The sequence below is a fragment of the Pseudomonas sp. RIT-To-2 genome (assembly GCF_029623465.1).
GTDB lineage: Bacteria > Pseudomonadota > Gammaproteobacteria > Pseudomonadales > Pseudomonadaceae > Aquipseudomonas > Aquipseudomonas silvicola.
The window spans coordinates 169889-187650 of sequence record NZ_JAPYKM010000004.1 but is presented as its reverse complement, the minus strand read 5'-3'; the positions used below and the strand labels follow the sequence as shown (position 1 = coordinate 187650).

The 17762-nt window shown below is 63.4% G+C and carries 16 protein-coding genes and 1 pseudogene; 10 read left to right on the top strand and 7 right to left on the bottom strand.

All coding sequences use genetic code 11. The features are described from left to right. Positions 1 to 15: 15 nt before the first annotated feature. The 8 genes and pseudogenes from QBK88_RS05570 (at position 16) to QBK88_RS05540 (ending at position 8471) form a co-directional block, all read left to right on the top strand. Positions 16 to 1638 carry an ABC transporter substrate-binding protein gene (locus QBK88_RS05570; protein ID WP_277961259.1) on the top strand — a complete coding sequence of 541 codons (1623 nt, stop codon included), beginning with the start codon at positions 16 to 18 and terminating at the stop codon, positions 1636 to 1638. After that, positions 1635 to 2585, top strand: coding sequence for an ABC transporter permease (locus tag QBK88_RS05565; protein WP_268141896.1), 951 nt, complete (start codon positions 1635 to 1637; stop codon positions 2583 to 2585). Before QBK88_RS05570 ends, QBK88_RS05565 begins: the two co-directional genes overlap by 4 nt. 1 nt (position 2586) lies before the next feature. Then, positions 2587 to 3480, top strand: coding sequence for an ABC transporter permease (locus QBK88_RS05560; protein WP_277961258.1), 894 nt, complete (start codon positions 2587 to 2589; stop codon positions 3478 to 3480). Beyond that, a pseudogene (locus QBK88_RS30815) lies at positions 3477 to 4331 on the top strand (ABC transporter ATP-binding protein); the annotation flags it as partial. The gene QBK88_RS05560 and the pseudogene QBK88_RS30815, both read left to right, overlap by 4 nt. Next, positions 4308 to 5120: an ABC transporter ATP-binding protein gene (locus QBK88_RS30810; protein ID WP_445764895.1), complete on the top strand. Its 813-nt coding sequence runs from the start codon at positions 4308 to 4310 to the stop codon at positions 5118 to 5120. The pseudogene QBK88_RS30815 and the gene QBK88_RS30810, both read left to right, overlap by 24 nt. 622 nt (positions 5121 to 5742) lie before the next feature. Continuing rightward, on the top strand, positions 5743 to 6477 hold the full coding sequence (locus tag QBK88_RS05550) for an ABC transporter permease (protein ID WP_277961256.1): 735 nt from the start codon (positions 5743 to 5745) through the stop codon (positions 6475 to 6477). After that, complete coding sequence (locus QBK88_RS05545) at positions 6477 to 7178, top strand: ABC transporter ATP-binding protein (RefSeq protein ID WP_277961255.1); 702 nt, start codon at positions 6477 to 6479, stop codon at positions 7176 to 7178. Before QBK88_RS05550 ends, QBK88_RS05545 begins: the two co-directional genes overlap by 1 nt. Before the next feature lie 423 nt (positions 7179 to 7601). Beyond that, complete coding sequence (locus tag QBK88_RS05540) at positions 7602 to 8471, top strand: isocitrate lyase/PEP mutase family protein (RefSeq protein ID WP_268141883.1); 870 nt, start codon at positions 7602 to 7604, stop codon at positions 8469 to 8471. On the opposite strand, the gene QBK88_RS05535 is transcribed toward QBK88_RS05540, so the two are convergent. Then, entirely contained in the window at positions 8461 to 8844 is a 384-nt protein-coding gene (locus QBK88_RS05535; RefSeq protein ID WP_268141882.1) for a DUF2784 domain-containing protein, read from the bottom strand. The genes QBK88_RS05540 and QBK88_RS05535 overlap by 11 nt on opposite strands. A 382-nt stretch (positions 8845 to 9226) precedes the next feature. Between QBK88_RS05535 and QBK88_RS05530 the strand changes: the two genes are divergently transcribed. Beyond that, a complete protein-coding gene (locus QBK88_RS05530) occupies positions 9227 to 10669 on the top strand; it encodes a sodium:solute symporter family protein (RefSeq protein ID WP_268141881.1) in 1443 nt (480 codons plus the stop codon). Positions 10670 to 10753: 84 nt separating this feature from the next. Here the strand turns inward: QBK88_RS05530 and QBK88_RS05525 are convergent, their stop codons facing one another. The 4 genes from QBK88_RS05525 to QBK88_RS05510 all read right to left on the bottom strand — a co-directional run bounded on the left by QBK88_RS05525 (position 10754) and on the right by QBK88_RS05510 (position 15785). Beyond that, the gene (locus tag QBK88_RS05525) at positions 10754 to 11212 is read right to left on the bottom strand and encodes an RcnB family protein (protein WP_277961254.1); all 459 of its coding nucleotides are present in this window, start codon (positions 11210 to 11212) and stop codon (positions 10754 to 10756) included. Positions 11213 to 11298: 86 nt separating this feature from the next. Beyond that, complete coding sequence (locus tag QBK88_RS05520) at positions 11299 to 12906, bottom strand: MlaD family protein (protein WP_277961253.1); 1608 nt, start codon at positions 12904 to 12906, stop codon at positions 11299 to 11301. A gap of 97 nt (positions 12907 to 13003) precedes the next feature. Then, positions 13004 to 14701: an NAD-dependent malic enzyme gene (locus tag QBK88_RS05515; protein ID WP_268141877.1), complete on the bottom strand. Its 1698-nt coding sequence runs from the start codon at positions 14699 to 14701 to the stop codon at positions 13004 to 13006. A 181-nt stretch (positions 14702 to 14882) separates the two neighbouring features. After that, positions 14883 to 15785, bottom strand: coding sequence for a LysR family transcriptional regulator (locus tag QBK88_RS05510; protein ID WP_277961252.1), 903 nt, complete (start codon positions 15783 to 15785; stop codon positions 14883 to 14885). An 88-nt stretch (positions 15786 to 15873) separates the two neighbouring features. Between QBK88_RS05510 and QBK88_RS05505 the strand changes: the two genes are divergently transcribed. Next, positions 15874 to 16662 carry an NAD(P)H-dependent oxidoreductase gene (locus QBK88_RS05505; protein WP_277961251.1) on the top strand — a complete coding sequence of 263 codons (789 nt, stop codon included), beginning with the start codon at positions 15874 to 15876 and terminating at the stop codon, positions 16660 to 16662. Here the strand turns inward: QBK88_RS05505 and QBK88_RS05500 are convergent. Together QBK88_RS05500 and QBK88_RS05495 are read right to left on the bottom strand one after the other, a co-directional pair. Beyond that, positions 16659 to 16979 carry an AzlD domain-containing protein gene (locus QBK88_RS05500; protein ID WP_277961250.1) on the bottom strand — a complete coding sequence of 107 codons (321 nt, stop codon included), beginning with the start codon at positions 16977 to 16979 and terminating at the stop codon, positions 16659 to 16661. The genes QBK88_RS05505 and QBK88_RS05500 overlap by 4 nt on opposite strands. Beyond that, the gene (locus QBK88_RS05495; RefSeq protein ID WP_277961249.1) at positions 16976 to 17674 is read right to left on the bottom strand and encodes an AzlC family ABC transporter permease; all 699 of its coding nucleotides are present in this window, start codon (positions 17672 to 17674) and stop codon (positions 16976 to 16978) included. Before QBK88_RS05495 ends, QBK88_RS05500 begins: the two co-directional genes overlap by 4 nt. Positions 17675 to 17762: the final 88 nt, after the last annotated feature.

Sequence of the window (17762 nt, the reverse complement as noted above, 5' to 3'; positions counted from 1 at the left end):
CATGAGGAACAGCCCTTGAAGCTACAACGAACCCTGGCCAGCGCGGCCATCCTCCTGGCCCTGGGCCTGGCGGGCTGCTCGCCCTCGCACCCTGACGCCCAGGCGGCCAGCACCTTGAAAATCGCTTTCTTCGGTGACAACACGCAACTGGTCAGCCTGGACCCCTTCCAAGTGTACTGGCTGGAGCACCGGGTGGTGCTGCGCAACGTGGTCGAATCCCTCACCGACCAGGACCCGCAGACCGGCCAGATCATCCCCTGGCTCGCCGAGCGCTGGGACGTCAGTGCCGATGCCCGCGAATACACCTTCCACCTGCGCCAAGGCGTGACCTTCAGCAACGGCGAGGCCTTCGACGCCCAGGCCGTGAAGACCGCCTTCGACAGCGACAAGGCCTTCACGGCAGAGGTGCCCAGTGCATTCGGCGCCACCTACCTGACCGGCTACGACCACGCCGAAGTGATTGACCCGCATACCATCAAGCTGGTGTTGAGCACGCCCAACGCTGGCTTCCTGCAAGCCACGTCCACCACCAACCTGGCCATCCTGGCGCCGGAATCCTACCGCCACACCGCCAAGGAGCGCTCCCTGGGCGCGATCATCGGCACCGGGCCGTTCGTGCTCGACCATTACACCCCCGAGTCGGGCCTCAAGCTGGTCAAGCGCAGCGGTTATGCCTGGGCATCGGCCAACGTGCAGAACAAGGGCGAGTCCCACGTCGCCGCCGTCGAGGTGACCTACGTACCGGAAGAAAGCGTGCGCAATGGTCAGTTCCTGCAGGGCCAGGTGGACATCCTGTGGCCGCGCAACCCGTTCGCCGACGTCGACCTGAAATTGCTGCAAAGCAAAAAGGCCACCATCCAGAGCCGCTCGCTGCCCGGCCCGGCCTGGAACCTCTACCCCAACACCCACGGCGACCGCATCCTGGCCGATGCCGACGTGCGCCTGGCCGTGCAGAAGGCCATCGACCGCAAGACCTACGCCAGCACCGTGTACAGCCCCGAGTTCCCCGTGGTGGACGGGGTCTATGACGTGACCACGCCGTACTTTCGCAGCCAGGGCCCCAAGCTCGGCTATGACCCTCAGGGCGCTGCCGCGCTGCTGGACAAGGCCGGCTGGAAACTGGGGGCCGATGGCTACCGGCAGAAGGACGGCAAGCGCCTGAGCCTGTCGTACAACGTGCCGACCAAGGAAACGGCCGGCGATGTGCTGATCCAGGACCAACTGCGCAAAGTGGGCATCGACCTGGCGCTGAAGGTGCGCACCACGGCCGAATGGTTCACCGCCAACGCCGCGGGCAACTATGACCTGACGTTCTCCTACATGACCCGCGCCGACCCGATCGTGCTGCAGACCATTCTCGACCCGCGCAGCGCCATCAGCCCGACCATGGCCACCAATACGTATCCGCCCGCCATCCTCGGCCACGCGCAAGGGCTGTTCGACGCGGGCCTGACCGCGACTGCCAGTGACCAGCGCGCCAAGGCCTACGGCGACCTGCAGGACTTCCTGATCGACCAGAGCGTGGCCATTCCGGTGTTCGAACGCGTGTGGCAGGCCGCCACCGCGCCACGGGTGCACAACTTCCGCTGGAGCGCCGAGGGCTTTGCCTTCCTCAACGACATCGAGGTCAGCCCATGAGCCGCTACCTGCTGGGCCGCATCGGCCAGGCGCTGCTGGTGCTGTGGGGCGCTTTCACCATCACCTACTTCATCCTGTACCTGCTGCCGGGCGACCCGTTGTCGATCATGCTCAACGCCTCGGGCATGGAGATCGATGCCCTGACGCCCGAACAGCTGGCCAAGGCCAAGGTTTACTACGGCCTGGACCAGAGCCTGCTGGTACGCTACGGGCACCTGTTGTGGGGCGTGCTGCACGGTGACCTGGGCCAGTCACTGACCCTGAACCGGCCGGTGACGGCGATTCTCGCCGAGCGCCTGCCGCAGACCCTGGCCCTGGCCGCCAGCGCGATCGCGCTGTCGCTGGCCGGTGGCATTGGCTTGGCCTACCTGGCCGCGTACGTGCGCTGGCGGCCGTTGAAAACTGCCCTGTCACGCCTGCCGGCCCTGGGGTTTTCGGTGCCCGTGTTCTGGATGGGGCTACTGCTGATCCAGGTGTTCGCCTTCAGCCTGGGCTGGTTTCCCTCCACCGGCAGTATCGGTGCGGCAAGCCTGGTGCTGCCAGCGGTGACCCTGGCGATCCCCAGCGCCGCGGTCTACGCCCAGGTGCTGCAACGAGGCTTCCTTGACGTGTCGCGCGAGCCCTACATCCTCACCGCCCAGGCCAAGGGCCTGAGCCGTGGCCAGGTGCAGGCGCGGCACGGCTTTCGCAATGCCGCGCTGCCGCTGTTGACCCTGGTGGGCCTGCAGGTGGGCAACACCGTGTCCGGGGCGGTGCTGGTGGAAACCATCTTCGCCCGCAACGGCGTCGGCCGCCTGGTACAGGAAGCCGTGCTGCGCCAGGACATCCCCGTGGTGCTGGGGGTGGTCACAGTCTCGGCCGCCGCCTTCGTCCTGGTCAACCTGCTGGTGGACCTGCTGTACCCCATTCTCGACCCGCGCATCAGCCACGCGCCCAAGGTGACCTGACATGACCGCCACCGATACCACCCTCGCCCCCGCCGACCTGCCACGCCCCCACTGGCAACCCCGCGGCCGTCTGCGCCGCACGCTGGACGTGGCACTGCCCTTGCTCCGTCGCCCCGGCTTCGTCCTGGCCGTGGTGCTGGTGCTTACGAGCCTGCTGGCGGCCCTGACGCCGTGGCTGTTCACCAGCGTCGATCCTTATGCCACGGTGCCGGTGGCCAAGTTGCTGCCACCGGGCGCGGGGCACTGGTTCGGCACCGACGAACTGGGCCGCGACCTGTACACCCGGGTGCTGTATGGCTCACGGCTGTCAATCCTCGCCGCGTTGCTGGCGGTAGGCCTGGCGCTGGTCGCCGGCCTGGGCCTGGGCGTGGTGGCTGGCTTCCTTGGCGGGAGGGTTGACGCAGTGGTGATGCGCCTGATCGACGTCATGCTGGCCTTGCCTGGGCTGCTGCTGGCCCTGGCCATCGTCACAGCCATCGGCTTCGGCACCCTGCCGGTCGCCGTGGCGGTGGGCGTGGGGATCATTCCCGGCTTCGCCCGCACCACCCGCGCCGAAGTGCTGCGGGTCAAGACTTTGCCCTACGTGGAAGCCGCCCGCCTGGGGGGTGCCAGCTGGCGCCGCACCTTGCTGCGCCACGTTCTGCCCAACGCCTGGGGCCCCGTGGCGGTGCTGGCGACCCTGGACTTCGGCGCGGCCATCCTGGCCACCGCAGGCCTCAGCTTCCTCGGTTTCGGCGCACAACCACCGGCCGCCGAGTGGGGCACGCTGATCGCCAACGGCCGTCAGTTCCTGATCACCGCGCCCTGGGTCTCGCTGCTGCCTGGCCTGGTGGTGGTACTGGTGGTGTTCAGCCTCAACCACATTGCCCGCACCCTCGAGGAGGTTCAACCATGAGTGCCCTGATCGAAGTACGTGACTTGAGCGTGAGCTACCACACCGCCGGGCGCGTGAAGGAGGCTGTGCGCCAGGTGTCCTTCAGCCTGAAGCAGGGCGAAACCCTGGCTATCGTGGGCGAGTCGGGCTCCGGCAAGACCACCCTGGCCAGCGCGCTGCTCGGTTTGCTGCCCGCTAGCGCGCGCATCAGCGGCGGCAGCCTGCGGGTCGCCGACACCGATATCAGCCACGCCAGCGAGCGGGTCAAGCGTCAGCTACGCGGCCGCGTCATCGGGCTGGTACCCCAGGACCCCATGGTCAGCCTCAACCCGACGCTGACCATCGGCCGGCAGATCGGTGAAAGCCTGATCCTGGCCCACGGCCGCCGCTACCCGGCGCTGGATGCCGACGTGCTCGAACTGCTGGCCCAGGTCGGCCTGGATACCCCCGCCCTGCGCGCGCGGCAATACCCCCACGAACTCTCCGGCGGCATGCGCCAGCGCGTGCTGATCGCCATCGCCCTGGCCGGCAACCCCAAGGTGATCATCGCCGACGAACCCACCAGTGCCCTGGACGTCACCGTGCAGCGACGCATCCTCGACCACCTGGAACAGCTGGTACAGGCGCGCGGCATTTCACTGATCATCATCACCCACGACCTGGGCGTGGCCGCTGACCGCGCTGACCGCGTACTGGTCATGAAAGACGGCCAACGGGTGGAACAGGGGCCTGCGCGCCAGGTGCTCGGCGCCCCGACCCAGGCCTACACCCGCGCCCTGCTCGCCGCGGCGCCGGCCTTTGGCCAGGGCAAGGGCCCCGTGCCGCTGCCTTCCGGCGCCTCGCGGCCATTGCTCACCCTGGAAAACGTCGGCAAGCGTTACGCTCTGCCCGCCCGCAACGGCGAGGCGCAAAGCTTCCAGGCCCTGCAGAGGCTGAGTCTGAATGTGCACCGAGGGCAAACCGTGGCCATCGTCGGGGAATCCGGCTCGGGGAAAAGTACCAGCCTGCGCATCGCCCTGGGCCTGGAAACCGCCAGCGAAGGCAAGGTGCGCTTCGACGGCCAGGACCTCACCCACCTCACCTGGCAGCAATTCCGTCCCCTGCGCCAACGCATGCAACTGGTGCAGCAGAACCCCTTCGCCTCGCTCAACCCGCGCTTCACGATTTTCGAGAGCGTGGTGGAGCCCCTGGTGTCCTTCGGCCTGCTCAAGGGCGAGCCACTGCGCCAGGCGGCGCGGCAACTGATGGATCAAGTGCAACTGCCGGCCAGCTACCTGGACTGCCTGCCCCGGGAACTGTCCGGCGGCCAGCGCCAGCGCGTGGCCATCGCTCGCGCGTTGGCGCTGAAGCCTGACCTGCTGTTGCTGGACGAACCGGTGTCGGCGCTGGACGTGTCGGTGCAGGCGCAGATCCTCGAACTGCTGCGCGGCTTGCAGGCTGAGTTGGGCGTTGCTTATGTGCTGGTATCCCATGACCTGGCCGTGGTTGCCAGCCTGGCTCACGAGGTAGTGGTGCTGCGGCGTGGGGAAGTGGTTGAGCAAGGGCCGGCGAGCCGAGTGCTGGGGCAGCCGTCGGATCGGTACACGCGGGATTTGCTGGACGCGATACCGGGGCGTCGGGTCTTGGTTCAGGAGGTAGGACTAGCCGATACGGCTTGCTAGGTGCAAGCCTCTATGTTTCGGCGTTCCCAACATCGAGCTCGGTGCGAGTAGAGCTGGTCTTGGGAGCGCCACACGCATCCAGCCGCATGCGGGTGCCCCGAACAAACCCCATAAACTTGTGTCACGCGCCGTACATCCGTACCTGGGGCGAGCTCCCCCCGTTTTGAGGAAAATTCCTCCGTGGCAAAAAATCCCTCCTCGCCTCACGACCGCTCATCGGAAACGAATCAATAATTCATAGCGTTTAAAAATACTCTTCTCAGCTATTTTCGGAACTATCCTACGCTAATTCAAGAACCCCCCTACTTAGTATTACAGAAAGATACAAATAACAGCCACGACATACAGCTTATCATTTTCTCCCTACGTCCCCCTAGGAAGTGTCCGCCAGACCATTCCTACAACTTTGAAAAACCGGACACTCCAACACCCGCCTCTTTGCTCGCCTCCTGATTGACGTATCCAAAATTTAAAATTAAAAAGCACTTACCTCTGGATACGTATAACCCAGAACGCGTACACGTATGAATAACGCCACAAGCATAAACTTACACAACGCGTACTCCGCCACTTTTTCATCAAAAATAAACCTGAACCGTTCAAAAACAATGGTGCCATTCCCATGACAGCATCCCTACCACGCCGCGTCTTGTCTCTCACCTGGATTTTTACCCTCGAACAAATCAGAGAGCCTCTTTCACTGATATGGACAATCATTTCCCCTGCGGCACTTTTTTATCTGCTATCCCACAATCGCGAAACTGCTGTAGCGCTTGGTTACTCCCACGCCACCTCTTGGTTCTATGCCTACATAGCCTCAAGCGTCGCCTTTTTCGGGTTCTGCTTCTACCTCATCGGCCGAAGAGAAAGCGGTTTCGTGCGCTCCTTCATGCACACGCGCTCTGCGAAAGTCGTATTTCTAACCAGCCATTTTCTAAGCTATTCCCTCGTTTCACTGCTTTACGCCTGTACGTTTTACCTCATCACCAAACCCTCGTTTGGGCCTTACGACCCACGCGAGGCGATCGCCCTCGCCCTCCGTTTCTACGTCTGCTTCCTGGGTTTCTGCACGCCGGCCTTGCTACTGGCCAACGCTCGGCTCAAGTTCCAGACCGCCAATACCTTGATCTCTGTCTTGCTGTTTTGCGGGATCATGACGGCATTAAGGGGTACGCAAGCCGTTAGCCCCTCTTTCCAGTGGCTCACTGCGCTAAACCCGTTCGTGATTGCCAAACAGGTCATGGAGAATGCTCAGATCCCGCTCATGGCGCTGGCCGGCAGCGCTGCGCTTTTGTCAGGCACCGTACTGCTGACGATAAAAACCCTCCGGATTAACCCCGTATGGAGCCGTTACTGATGATCAGCGCCAGGAACATTAACCTTCGTATCGCCGGCAAGCCCATTTTCGACGGTGCGAGCATCGATATTGATCGACAGCAGATAACCGGCATCATCGGGCCGAACGGTGCTGGGAAAACGACCTTTTTTGATTTGCTCTGTTCCGTTCGGCGGCCGGACTCCGGCACCTTGAAGGTAGCGTGCGAGGCGCGCTCTTATCTATCGCAGACGTTAGGGATGCCAGCCAATCTTACGATGCGGGAAATTCATGGGCTGCTGGCGGTGCTGTCTTCCAAACGTTCTATATCGACGGAAAACACCCTGACGAAGCTTAAACGCTGGGACCCGTACCTGGCCGGTAAATACGCCGAAACCCTGAAAAAACGGCCGAGTCATTGCAGCTACGGGGAAATCCGATTTTTCTTCACCCTGTCGCTTCTGTCGCTACCTAATAAGTTGATTATCCTGGATGAACCTACGGCAGGCGTAGATCCCGAGTCGAGGCATTACATCTGGCAGGTCCTGCATAAAGCCAGGGACGAGGGAGCAACGATTGTGGTGTCGTCTCATAATATCCATGAAATCACTGAGCACTGTGATGTGTTCCATCTGATTCACAAGCGGCGTTTTCTGAAGTTTGCCGGGGCTCGGGAGTTTCTGGATCATTTTGCTGAGGCCACGTTGGATGAGGCATTCATCAGGAGTGCACGAGGCCACTGAGCAGTTGGTTCAACAGCAGCCTTCACCTCGTCGGCGGCACACCCAGTGCGCCTGAATTAGCCGACACCTGGAATTCGACCAAGGCCGCTACGGGTTTGTGGGAGCTGGTCGGCAGCCGAGTTTTTCCGGCGCGGCACCTACTGTGGAAGCTCGCTGGTACGCCAGCGCTCGCAGCGGGGTAGGCTCCTGTAAACCGTCGCTTCGCCAGCCTGCAGAAACTCCCAAGTCGTTGATCCCACGCTGTATAATCGCCAGCCGGTGGTGGGGGAGTTCTTGCACCTGAAACGTTTAAGCTGCTGATAACGCACACGCATCGAGTGATGCGAAAACGACATCAATGGCCGGGTGGCCTGTGATAGTCTCCCACCATTTTCCTATCGGCCCGCAAGGTACCACCGATTCATGCCATATTGAGGAGCGGTCATGCCCAGAATTTCCCATCAAGGTTTGCGTCGCGCGTTTCGGCAACTGCTCGCCTCCAATGCCTGCTTCCACACAGCCTCCGTCTTCGACCCCATGTCGGCACGCATTGCCGCGGACCTGGGCTTTGAAGTCGGTATCCTCGGCGGTTCCGTCGCCTCGCTGCAGGTGCTGGGCGCCCCTGACTTCGCCCTGATCACCCTTAGCGAGTTCGTCGAACAGGCTACCCGCATCGGCCGTGTCGCCCAGTTGCCGTTCATCGCCGACGCCGACCACGGCTACGGCAATGCCTTGAACGTGATGCGCACCGTGGCCGAGCTGGAACGCGCCGGCGTTGCCGCGCTGACCATCGAGGACACCCTGCTGCCGGCCCAGTTCGGGCGCAAGTCCACCGACCTGATCTCGGTGGCCGAAGGCATCGGCAAGATCAAGGCCGCCCTGGAAGCACGCGTGGACCCGGAACTGACCATCATCGCTCGCACCCACGCCGGCGTGCTGTCCACCGAAGATGTCATCGCCCGCACCAAGGCTTACCAGGAGGCCGGCGCCGACGGCATCTGCATGGTAGGCGTACGTGATTTCGACCACCTGGAAGAGATTGCCCAGCACCTCACCGTGCCGCTGATGCTGGTGACCTATGGCAACCCCGCGCTGCAGGACGACGAGCGCCTGGCGAAACTGGGCGTGCGCATCAGCGTCGATGGCCACGGGGCGTATTTCGCGGCCATCAAGGCGACCTACGACTCCCTGCGCGAACAGCGCAAGCTGACCCGCAGCACCCAGAACCTGAGTGCCACGGAACTGACACACACCTACACCTTGCCCGAAAGCTACATTGTCTGGGCGCGCGAGTTCATGGACGTCAAGGAATAGCCTGCTTCGTCCCGCCGCGCCATTGGCGGCACAACCGCCAGTAGACCGTGCCATTGATCAGCAGCACCACGCTGCCCAGCACCAGCTGGATACCCGCCGTGAGCCCGGCCGGGTAGATCACTGGCAACAGGTAATGTTCCACATACCCCCCCGTGTACCCCTGCTGCCCGGCCATGAGCCGCAACAGGTTCTCCCAGTGCGTCAGTGGACAGGTCAGGTGAAACACCTCTACCACCACGCCCCAGACCGCCGCTGGCACATGCAGCCATGCCACCGCGCGCCACTTCAGTACCAGCAGCCCACCCAGCAGTACAAAAATAATGAACAGGCCATGGAACAGCACCACTCCATCGGCAGCCACGCTGAAAATCATGAGAAATCCTTGTCAGTCGAGTGGCCCATTCTTGGCCCCCGGCCTTGGCAGGTCAAGGCTCAAGCGGTTCATAATTATTGACGTGCCGTTTCTCGCGCCACCCATAAATCCTGTTTATTTTCAGATAGTTATATCGTTTCAGAAAAAACATGGGTCGTTATTTTGCACATTCGACGCTGTAAACGTTTGACATATTTGACGTGTTTGGCACACTGCCGACCCGTTGTACCGGAGATCACCGGGCCGCCGGCCAACCTGCCCAGGTTGCCACGCCCCGCTTGAGCGCCCCGTACGCGTCCAAAAAAAACAATTGTCTAGCGCAACGCCCCCCGCGCCCAGGGTCTCACCCTGGCCAGGCCAGGCGTGCGAACGGGAAGAACACATGCTGATCTGGTTTGTCGCGGTTTACCTGCTGATCACCGTAGGTGTAGGTTTCTACGCCTCCACTCGTGTCAAAAACTCCAAGGACTTCGCGGCCGCTGGCCGCAGCATGTCATTCCCGGTGGTGACGGCCATGGTCTTCGCGACCTGGTTCGGCTCCGAGGCCGTGCTGGGCATTCCCGCCGCGTTCATGAAGAACGGTTTCTCCGGCATCATCGAAGACCCCTTCGGCTCCTTCGGCTGCCTGATGCTGGTAGGCCTGGTGTTCTGCCGGCCGCTATACCGGCTGAACATGCTGACCATCGGTGACTTCTTCCGTAAACGCTACGGGCCCAAGGTAGAGCTGTTCGTCAGCCTGGTGATCATCGGCTCGTACCTAGGCTGGATCGCCGCGCAACTGACCGCACTGGGCGTGGTCTTCAATGTGCTCTCCGACGGCGCCATCAGCACCACCCAGGGCATGTTGCTGGGTACGTTCATCGTGCTGGTCTACACCCTGTTCGGCGGCATGTGGTCGGTGGCCATGAACGACTCCATGCAAATGCTGATCATCGTCTGCGGCCTGGCCTACCTGACCTGGCTGCTGGGCAACATGGCGGGCGGCCCCACCCATGTGATCGAACACGCGGCGCAGGCGGGCAAGTTCACCATGGTCCACAGCACCTCGGCCAAGGACATCCTGGCGTTTCTGGGTGCGGCGGTGACCATGATGTTCGGTTCCATTCCCCAACAGGACGTGTATGCCCGCGTGATGTCGGCCAAGACCGAAAAAGTCGCCGCCCGCGCGTCCGTCGCGGGTGCGTGCTGCTACCTGACCTTCTGCATGCTGCCGATCTTCCTGACCTACGCGGCGTCGATGATCGACCCGCAGATGGTCAGCGAGCTGCTGGACAGTGACGCACAGATGATCCTGCCGCGGCTGATCATGGAACGCACCCCGCTGTTCGCGCAGATCATGTTCTTTGGTGCACTGCTGTCGGCGATCATGTCCACGGCTTCCGGCACCTTGCTGGCGCCGTCGGTGACCTTCACCGAGAACGTGCTCAAGCGCCTGCGCCCGGACATGACCGACCGCCAATTCCTGCTGGCCATGCGTATCACCATCGCCGTGGGCGCGGGGCTGACGTGCCTGTTCGCGCTGTACTCCAATTCGAGCATCTACGAGATGGTCGGCAACGCCTACAAGGTCACCCTGGTGGCGGCCGTGGTGCCGTTGTTCGCCGGGCTGTTCTGGAAGCGCGCCACCAACCAGGGGGCGATCACCGCGATCATCTTCGGGTTGACGTCGTGGGGCCTGCTGGAGCTCACCCACCAGGAAGGTGACCTGTGGCCGCCGCAGCTGGCCGGGTTGCTGATCAGTGCCCTGGGGATGCTGGCAGGTTCGCTGTTGCCGCCTTTGAACAAGCGCGGCCGCGAATTCGACGGCGCGTTGGCCAACGGCTGACCGCCCCACCCCGTGGCGAAGGCATTCCCTGCGGGACCGAGCGAAGCTCGGCCCCACAAGGACATGGCGGCGGATCCGGTGGCGTCAGTAACCGCTGAGGATCTGCACGATGGCACCGGTGGCGATACCGACCAGCACGTAATCACCATTCACGTACAACCAGCGGTGGTCACGCGGCGGCTGACGCAGGTGACGGGCGCGCCAGTCGGTGACCCAGTAACGGTCGCTGCGGTATTGCGGGGGAGCGAAGCCGCCACGGTGCCACTCGCTGTGAGGGCGCGGCATGTTCGGTTGCGGCTGGTAGGCCTGGCCACCACCATGGCCGCCGGGGCGCTGGGGCCCACCATGCTGCTGGGGTGGCCGGTTCTGGCCCCCGTGCTGCGGCCCACCGTGCTGCCCACCGTTATCCTGTGGCGGGCGGCCTTGCTGTTGGCCCTGGTGGCCGCGGTCCGGGCCGCCGTTATCGGGGCCAGGCTGGGCAAAGCTGGCCAGCGGTGTCAGCAGCATGAGGCAGGCACAACTGGCGGCAATGATTTTCTTCATGTAAAGCTCCATGGGGCATTCGGCCCGTGCACCTTCAGTATCGGCGAAAAAACCGCCGGCAACGTCTGCAAAAGGTAAATTAACGGTCAGTTTCGTGGCAACGACGCGGCCGCCGCCGGGTCTTCGGCCGAGCGCCCGCGCAGGAACAGTTCCGGGTAGCGGTTCCACAAGTCCAGCAGCGCCTGCACCGAGCGCGAGGCCTGTTTGAGCTGTGTGGTGGTCTGGTCCAGCTGGTCACGCTGGGACGAACCCTCGGCGACACTATCGACCACCCCATGCAAGGTTTGGTTCGCTTCCAGCAACGTATCGCGCAGTTGCGGCACCACCTGCTGGTTCACCTGATTCACCACAAGCGGCAATTGCTCGAGGCTGCGGGTGAGGTTGCGCGACAGCTCGCTGCCCTGCACGCGCCCTGCCATGGCCATGATGCGCTTGATCTGGTCTTCCATGACCGAGAAGCTACCCGCCACGGTCGGGACTTCGATGGGCCGCGCGTCATAGTCGAACGGCACCGCCGGCGCCCCCGGCACAAAGCCCAATTGAATGTATTTCTGGTCCGTCAGCAGGTTGCCCACCCGCGCCTGGGCGCGCAGGCCGTGCTCGATGAAGCGCCCCATCAGCAGGGCGGTGGTGGACTCGTCATCGCGGCCCATGTCCTTGTGCAGTTTGTCATGCACGGCGCCCAGGCGGTTGGGGTAGATCACCGCGCCCACCCGGCTGCTGAGCCACTGGCGGCGCGGGTCGTAGTCCAGTTGCACGGACACCACGCGGCCGATTTCAATACCGAAGAATTCCACCGGCGCGCCCACCGCCAGCCCACGTGTCGAGTCATCGAAATGCATCACCAGGTAGCGGGCGTAGCCCAAGGGCCGGGACAGCGCATCGTCCCGCTCGTCGAACAGGGTAAAGCGGCTGTTGGCCTCGGCCACTGGCGAATCTGGCGGGTAGGCCGGCGCCTGGAACGCCACGCCGCCGTTGAGCACTGCGGCCATGGACTCGACATTGACCTGACGGCCGCCCACGCCCACCTTGATGTCCACGCCGCTGGCATTCCAGAAGCGGGTGTTCTGGGTCACGAAACGGTCATTGGGCGCGGCAATGAACACGGTCACATCCACCCCCTTGCCTTCGCTGCTCAACCCACTGCCGATCACCCTGCCCACTTGCACGCGGCGGTAATAGACCGGCGAGCCGATGTTCAGGGAATTCAGGCTATCGGCATGCAACACGAAACGGGTACCCACTTCGCCAAAGCGAATGGCCGGCGGGTGTTCCAGGCCGCGAAAACGCTCGGCAGTCTCCCCCGCACGCCCCGCGTCGGCGCCAATGAAGCTGCCGGTGAGCAGCGTCTTGACCCCGGAAATCTCGCTGAGGCCGATACGGGGCCGTACCACCCAGAAACGCGTGCCCTTGTCGGCAAATGCGCTAGCGTCCGCCTGCAACTGGATATCCACGTCCACCCGGTCGCGGGCCTTGTCGATGCTGATGCTCACCACCTTGCCGACAGGCACGCTTTTGTACAGCACTGGCGTCTGATTGGCCTCCAGCCCTTCGGCCGTCTGGAAGCTGACAGTGATGCGCGGGCCAAGGCCGCGAAAATGTCCGGACAACACCAGCACGGCAGCGATGGCCGCGGCCAAGGGCAGCAGCCATACCAGCGAGAAACGCCGGGGGTGTTTGGGAGGTGGGTTCACGCCGACAATCCTGTGTCATGGAAGACACACAGTAATAGGCGAAAGCGCGAAAAAAAGCGATGGAAAACGGGCCTGGCAACCAGGCCCGTCGTGCCGCTTACACCGCCGAGCGGCGGTAGAAACGATACCGCGGGAACCAGAAGTTGCGTTCGATGGCCTGCAACAGCAGTTCCTCTGGGGTTTCAAGGGCCACGCCATCGGCCTGAGCCTGCTTGGCAACCGCCACGGCGATCTTCTTGCTCACCGCCTGAATGTCCTTGAGCGGCGGCAGGACGGCATCGCCAGTACCGGTGACCACAGGCGAGCACTCTGCCAGGGCATTGGAGGCAGCCATGAGCATGGCGTCGGTGATGCGCGTCGCCTTGGCGGCCACCACGCCCAGGCCGATGCCGGGGAAGATGTAGGCATTGTTGCATTGTGCGATCGGCAGCGTGCGGCCGTTGATTTCCACGGGAGCGAACGGGCTGCCCGTGGCGACCAGGGCATTGCCGTCGGTCCATTCCAGGACTTCGGCCGGGGTGGCCTCGACCCGCGAGGTGGGGTTGGACAGCGGCATGATCAGCGGTGTCGGGCAATGAGCGTACACCTCACGCACCACCGCTTCGGTAAACAGGCCGCGCTGGCCCGAAACCCCGATCAGGATGGTCGGCTTGGCCTGCTTGACCACTTCCAGCAGCGCAATGCCATTGTCGTCGCGCTGCCAGCCTTGCACGGCGCCGGCCTTGTGCGCCAGGCGCATCTGGAAATCATGCAGGCCACTCATGTCGTCGGTCAGCAGGCCGAACCGGTCGACCATGAAGATGCGCTGACGCGCCTCGCTTTCCGACAGCCCTTCCAGTTGCATGGCGGCGACGATGTGTTCGGCAATGCCGCACCCTGCGGAACCGGCCCCCACGAAGGCCACCACCTGCTCGCCCAGTTTCTGGTTCTTGACCTTGCAGGCCGCCAGCAGCGTGCCCACGGCCACCGAAGCGGTGCCCTGGATGTCATCGTTGAAGCAGCACAGTTCGTCGCGATATTTCTCCAGCAACGGCATGGCGTTGGTCTGGGCGAAGTCTTCGAACTGCAGCAGCACGCCCGGCCAGCGGCGTTTGACCGCCTGAATGAACAGGTCGACGAACTCGGCGTACTCCTGGCCGGTCACGCGCGGGTGGCGCCAGCCCATGTACATCGGGTCGTCCAGCAGTTCCTGATTGTTGGTGCCTACGTCCAGCACGATCGGCAGCGTGTAGGCCGGGCTGATGCCACCGCACGCGGTGTACAGCGACAGCTTGCCAATCGGAATGCCCATGCCGCCGATGCCCTGGTCGCCCAGGCCGAGAATGCGCTCGCTGTCGGTGACCACAATGATCTTCACCGAGTCCTTGGTGGCGCTGCGCAGGATGTCATCGATGCGGTCGCGGTCCGGCCAGGAGATGAACAGGCCGCGGTGGGTGCGGTAGATCTTGGAGAATTCCTGGCAGGCCTGGCCGACGGTCGGGGTGTAGATGATCGGCAGCATCTTGTCCAGATGCGATTCCAGCAGGCGGAAGAACAGGGTCTCGTTGTTGTCCTGGATCGAACGCAGGTAGATGTGCTTGTCCAGGTCGCTGGCGCACTGCTCGTACTGGCGGTACACCCGGTCGACCTGTTCTTCGATGGTCTCGACGTTCTGCGGCAGCAGGCCGATCAGGTTGAAGTCGATACGCTCCTGAGGCGTGAAGGCGCTGCCCTTGTTGAGCAGCGGCATCTCCAGCAGCGAGGGGCCGGCGTAGGCGATGTAGAGCGGGCGGGACTGGTTAGGCACGTTTTTCATCTCTTTATCCGTCATAGGCTAGGGCGCACCACGCACTGTAGCGCGCGCAGGCTGCGCGGGCGTGACAGGGTGGGCGACGGCTTCTCTTTTCACGTCAAAAAACGAATTAGCGCAATTTTGACGGGGGTGCGTCAAGTTGCCACAGGATGAAATTCGGTTCAGGGGCGGCTTTAGCGTGCGCTCACCCCTCGCCCAGCGCCTGCACCATGAACTCGCGCAACCAGCGATGCCCCGGGTCGCGGTGGCAACGCTCCGGCCACAACAGGGTCATCTGGTACGTCGGCAACGCCAACGGCGGTTCGACCACGCGCAAGGCCGGATTGCCGCGCACCAGCCGCTCGGGCAGCAGCGCTACCAGGTCGGTGCTGGCCAGGGCGTTGGGCACCAGCAGAAAGTGCGCTACCGACAACACCACCTTGCGGCTCAGGCCCACGGCTGCCAGGGCGCTGTCGGTCACCCCCGAAAAGCCGCCGCCATCGGGTGACACGATTACCTGTTCCAATTTGCAGAACTGCGCCAGGGTGGGCCGGCGGCGCAGGCGCGGATGATCCTGCCGGCCCACCAGCACATAGCGTTCGGTGAACAGGACGCGGCTGCGCAGGCTTTGCGGCGCCTCGTCACGGGTGTGGAACGCCATATCCACCTCCCCCTCCTCGGCTTGCCGCGCCAGGCGCGCTGGAACCAGTTGCAGCAGTGCCAGGCGAGTGTGCGGCGCGGCCTGGCGCACCCCCTGCAACGCTGGCAGCACCAGGGACGAAGCACTGCCGTCGGACGCCGCCACCCGCCAGGTGTCGCGTGCCTGAGCGGGGTCGAAGGGTGCCAGCGGCGCCACGGCCTCCTCAAGCCCCGCCAAGGCCTGGCGCAGCGGTTCGCGCAAGGCCTGTGCCCGCGCGGTCGGGCGCATGCCCCGCGGCCCTGGCAACAGCAGGGGGTCGTCGAAGAGGTCGCGCAACTTGGCCAGGTGCACACTGATGGACGGCTGGGAATAGCTCAAACGCTGGGCGGCGCGGGTGACGTTCTGTTCGGCCAGCAGCACGTCCAGCGTCACCAGCAGGTTCAGGTCCAACTGCCTGAGATTAACCATGGCTATACCTGGAATATCAGTTATTCATTTCCACTATACCTTAGCACCGCGCACGCTGATGCCATTCACTGACCACGAGGTGCCAACGATGAACGTCCTGATTGTGTATGCCCACCCTGAACCGCAATCGCTGAACGGCTCCCTGAAGCATTTTGCGGTGGCCCACCTGCAACGCGCCGGCCACCAGGTACGGGTATCCGACCTGTACGCCATGCAGTGGAAAGCCACCCTGGACGCCGGCGACACCCTGGGGCGCCTGGACCCGCGATGCTTTTCACCCTCAAGCGAATCCCGCCACGCCCTGGAACATGGCCTGCAAAGCCCGGACATTGCGGCCGAGCAGGCGAAGTTGCTATGGGCCGACGCGGTGATCCTGCAGTTCCCACTGTGGTGGTTCTCGATGCCAGCGATTCTCAAAGGGTGGGTCGACCGGGTGTACGCCCATGGCTTTGCCTACGGCGTAGGTGAACATTCCGAAGCGCGCTGGGGCGAGCGCTACGGCGAAGGTACCTTGGCGGGCAAGCGCGCCATGCTGCTGGTTACCACGGGGGGCTGGGACTCACACTACAGCGCCCGAGGCATCAACGGCCCCATGGACGACCTGCTGTTTCCCATCCAGCACGGCATCCTCCACTACCCCGGCTTCGACGTACTGCCGGCCATGGTCATTCACCGCACCGGCCGCATGGATGATGACCGCTACGCTACCGTGGCCCATGCGCTGGGGCAGCGACTGGACGCCCTGTGGAGCGACGCGCCCATCGCGTTCAGGCCGCAGAATGGCGGGGACTATGCCATTCCGCAGTTGACCTTGCGTGAGGATATCGCGCCAGGGGTGCAGGGTTTTGCCGCCCATGTGCGCCGGTCAAATCGTTAGACCTGGCCGGTACAGGCGCGCAGCAGGAAGAAGAACGCCATGCTCAAGCCCATGCTCAGCAGGGTATTGCGGGTGAACAGTACCAGCCCCACCGCTACCGCCGAACTGATCAGGTAAGGGTTGTCCAGGTGCAGGTTCAATTGCCGGTCCGGCATGAACACGATCGGCCCGCAGATGGCCGTGAGCATGCCCGGCACGGCGAACCCCAGAAACTGCCGCACATTGCTGCCCAACCGTACTGGCAAGCGCGGTTCCAGGAATACGTAGCGGTTGAGGAATACGAGGGTACCCATACCGATGATGACGACCCAGATCATGAACGTGCTCCTTGAAGTTTGCTGCACACAAAACCTGCCGTCATGCCTGCCAGGCCTGACAGCACCAGGGCGGACCCCCACTGCCAATAACTGAACAGCACCGAGCAGAACAACGACACCACCACGCACACCAGGGCGGGGATGTTGCGCACCACGGGTGTGATCAAGGCGATGAAGGTGGCCGCGATGGAGAAATCCAGGCCCAGGTGTTCCAGGCCCGGAAGGCTACGGCCCAACAGGATGCCCAGCAGGGTAAAGAAATTCCAGGCCACGTAGAAGGTCAGCCCCACACCCAGGGCGTACCACCGGCTGAAGGTCTGCTGGTCGTAGCGGCTGGTCAGGGCAAACAGTTCATCGGTGAGCAGAAAGCCCAGGCCTGCGCGCCAGCGCCCTGGCAACCCGGCGATCATCGGCCGCAGGCTCATGCCGTACAACAGGTGCTGGGAGGTCAGCAACACGGTGGTCAACAGAATCGACAGCACCCCCGCTCCGCCTTTGAGCATGCCAATGGCTACCAGTTGCGCGGCACCGGCGAAGACGATGGCCGACAGGCCCTGGCCCTGCAACGGGGTGAGGTTGGCCTCGATGGCCATGGAGCCGGCCAGCAGCCCCCACGGCGCGGTGGCCAGGGACAGTGGCACGATGGCAGCGGCGCCCCGTAGAAAGGCGTGGCGAGGGAGCAGGGTAGTCGGCATGTTTTATTGAAATGGCTGGAACGGACGGTGAGTGTCGCAGAGGGGACTGGGTGGGTCTTGAATGATATTGCTCAATTCAAGGTTTTCC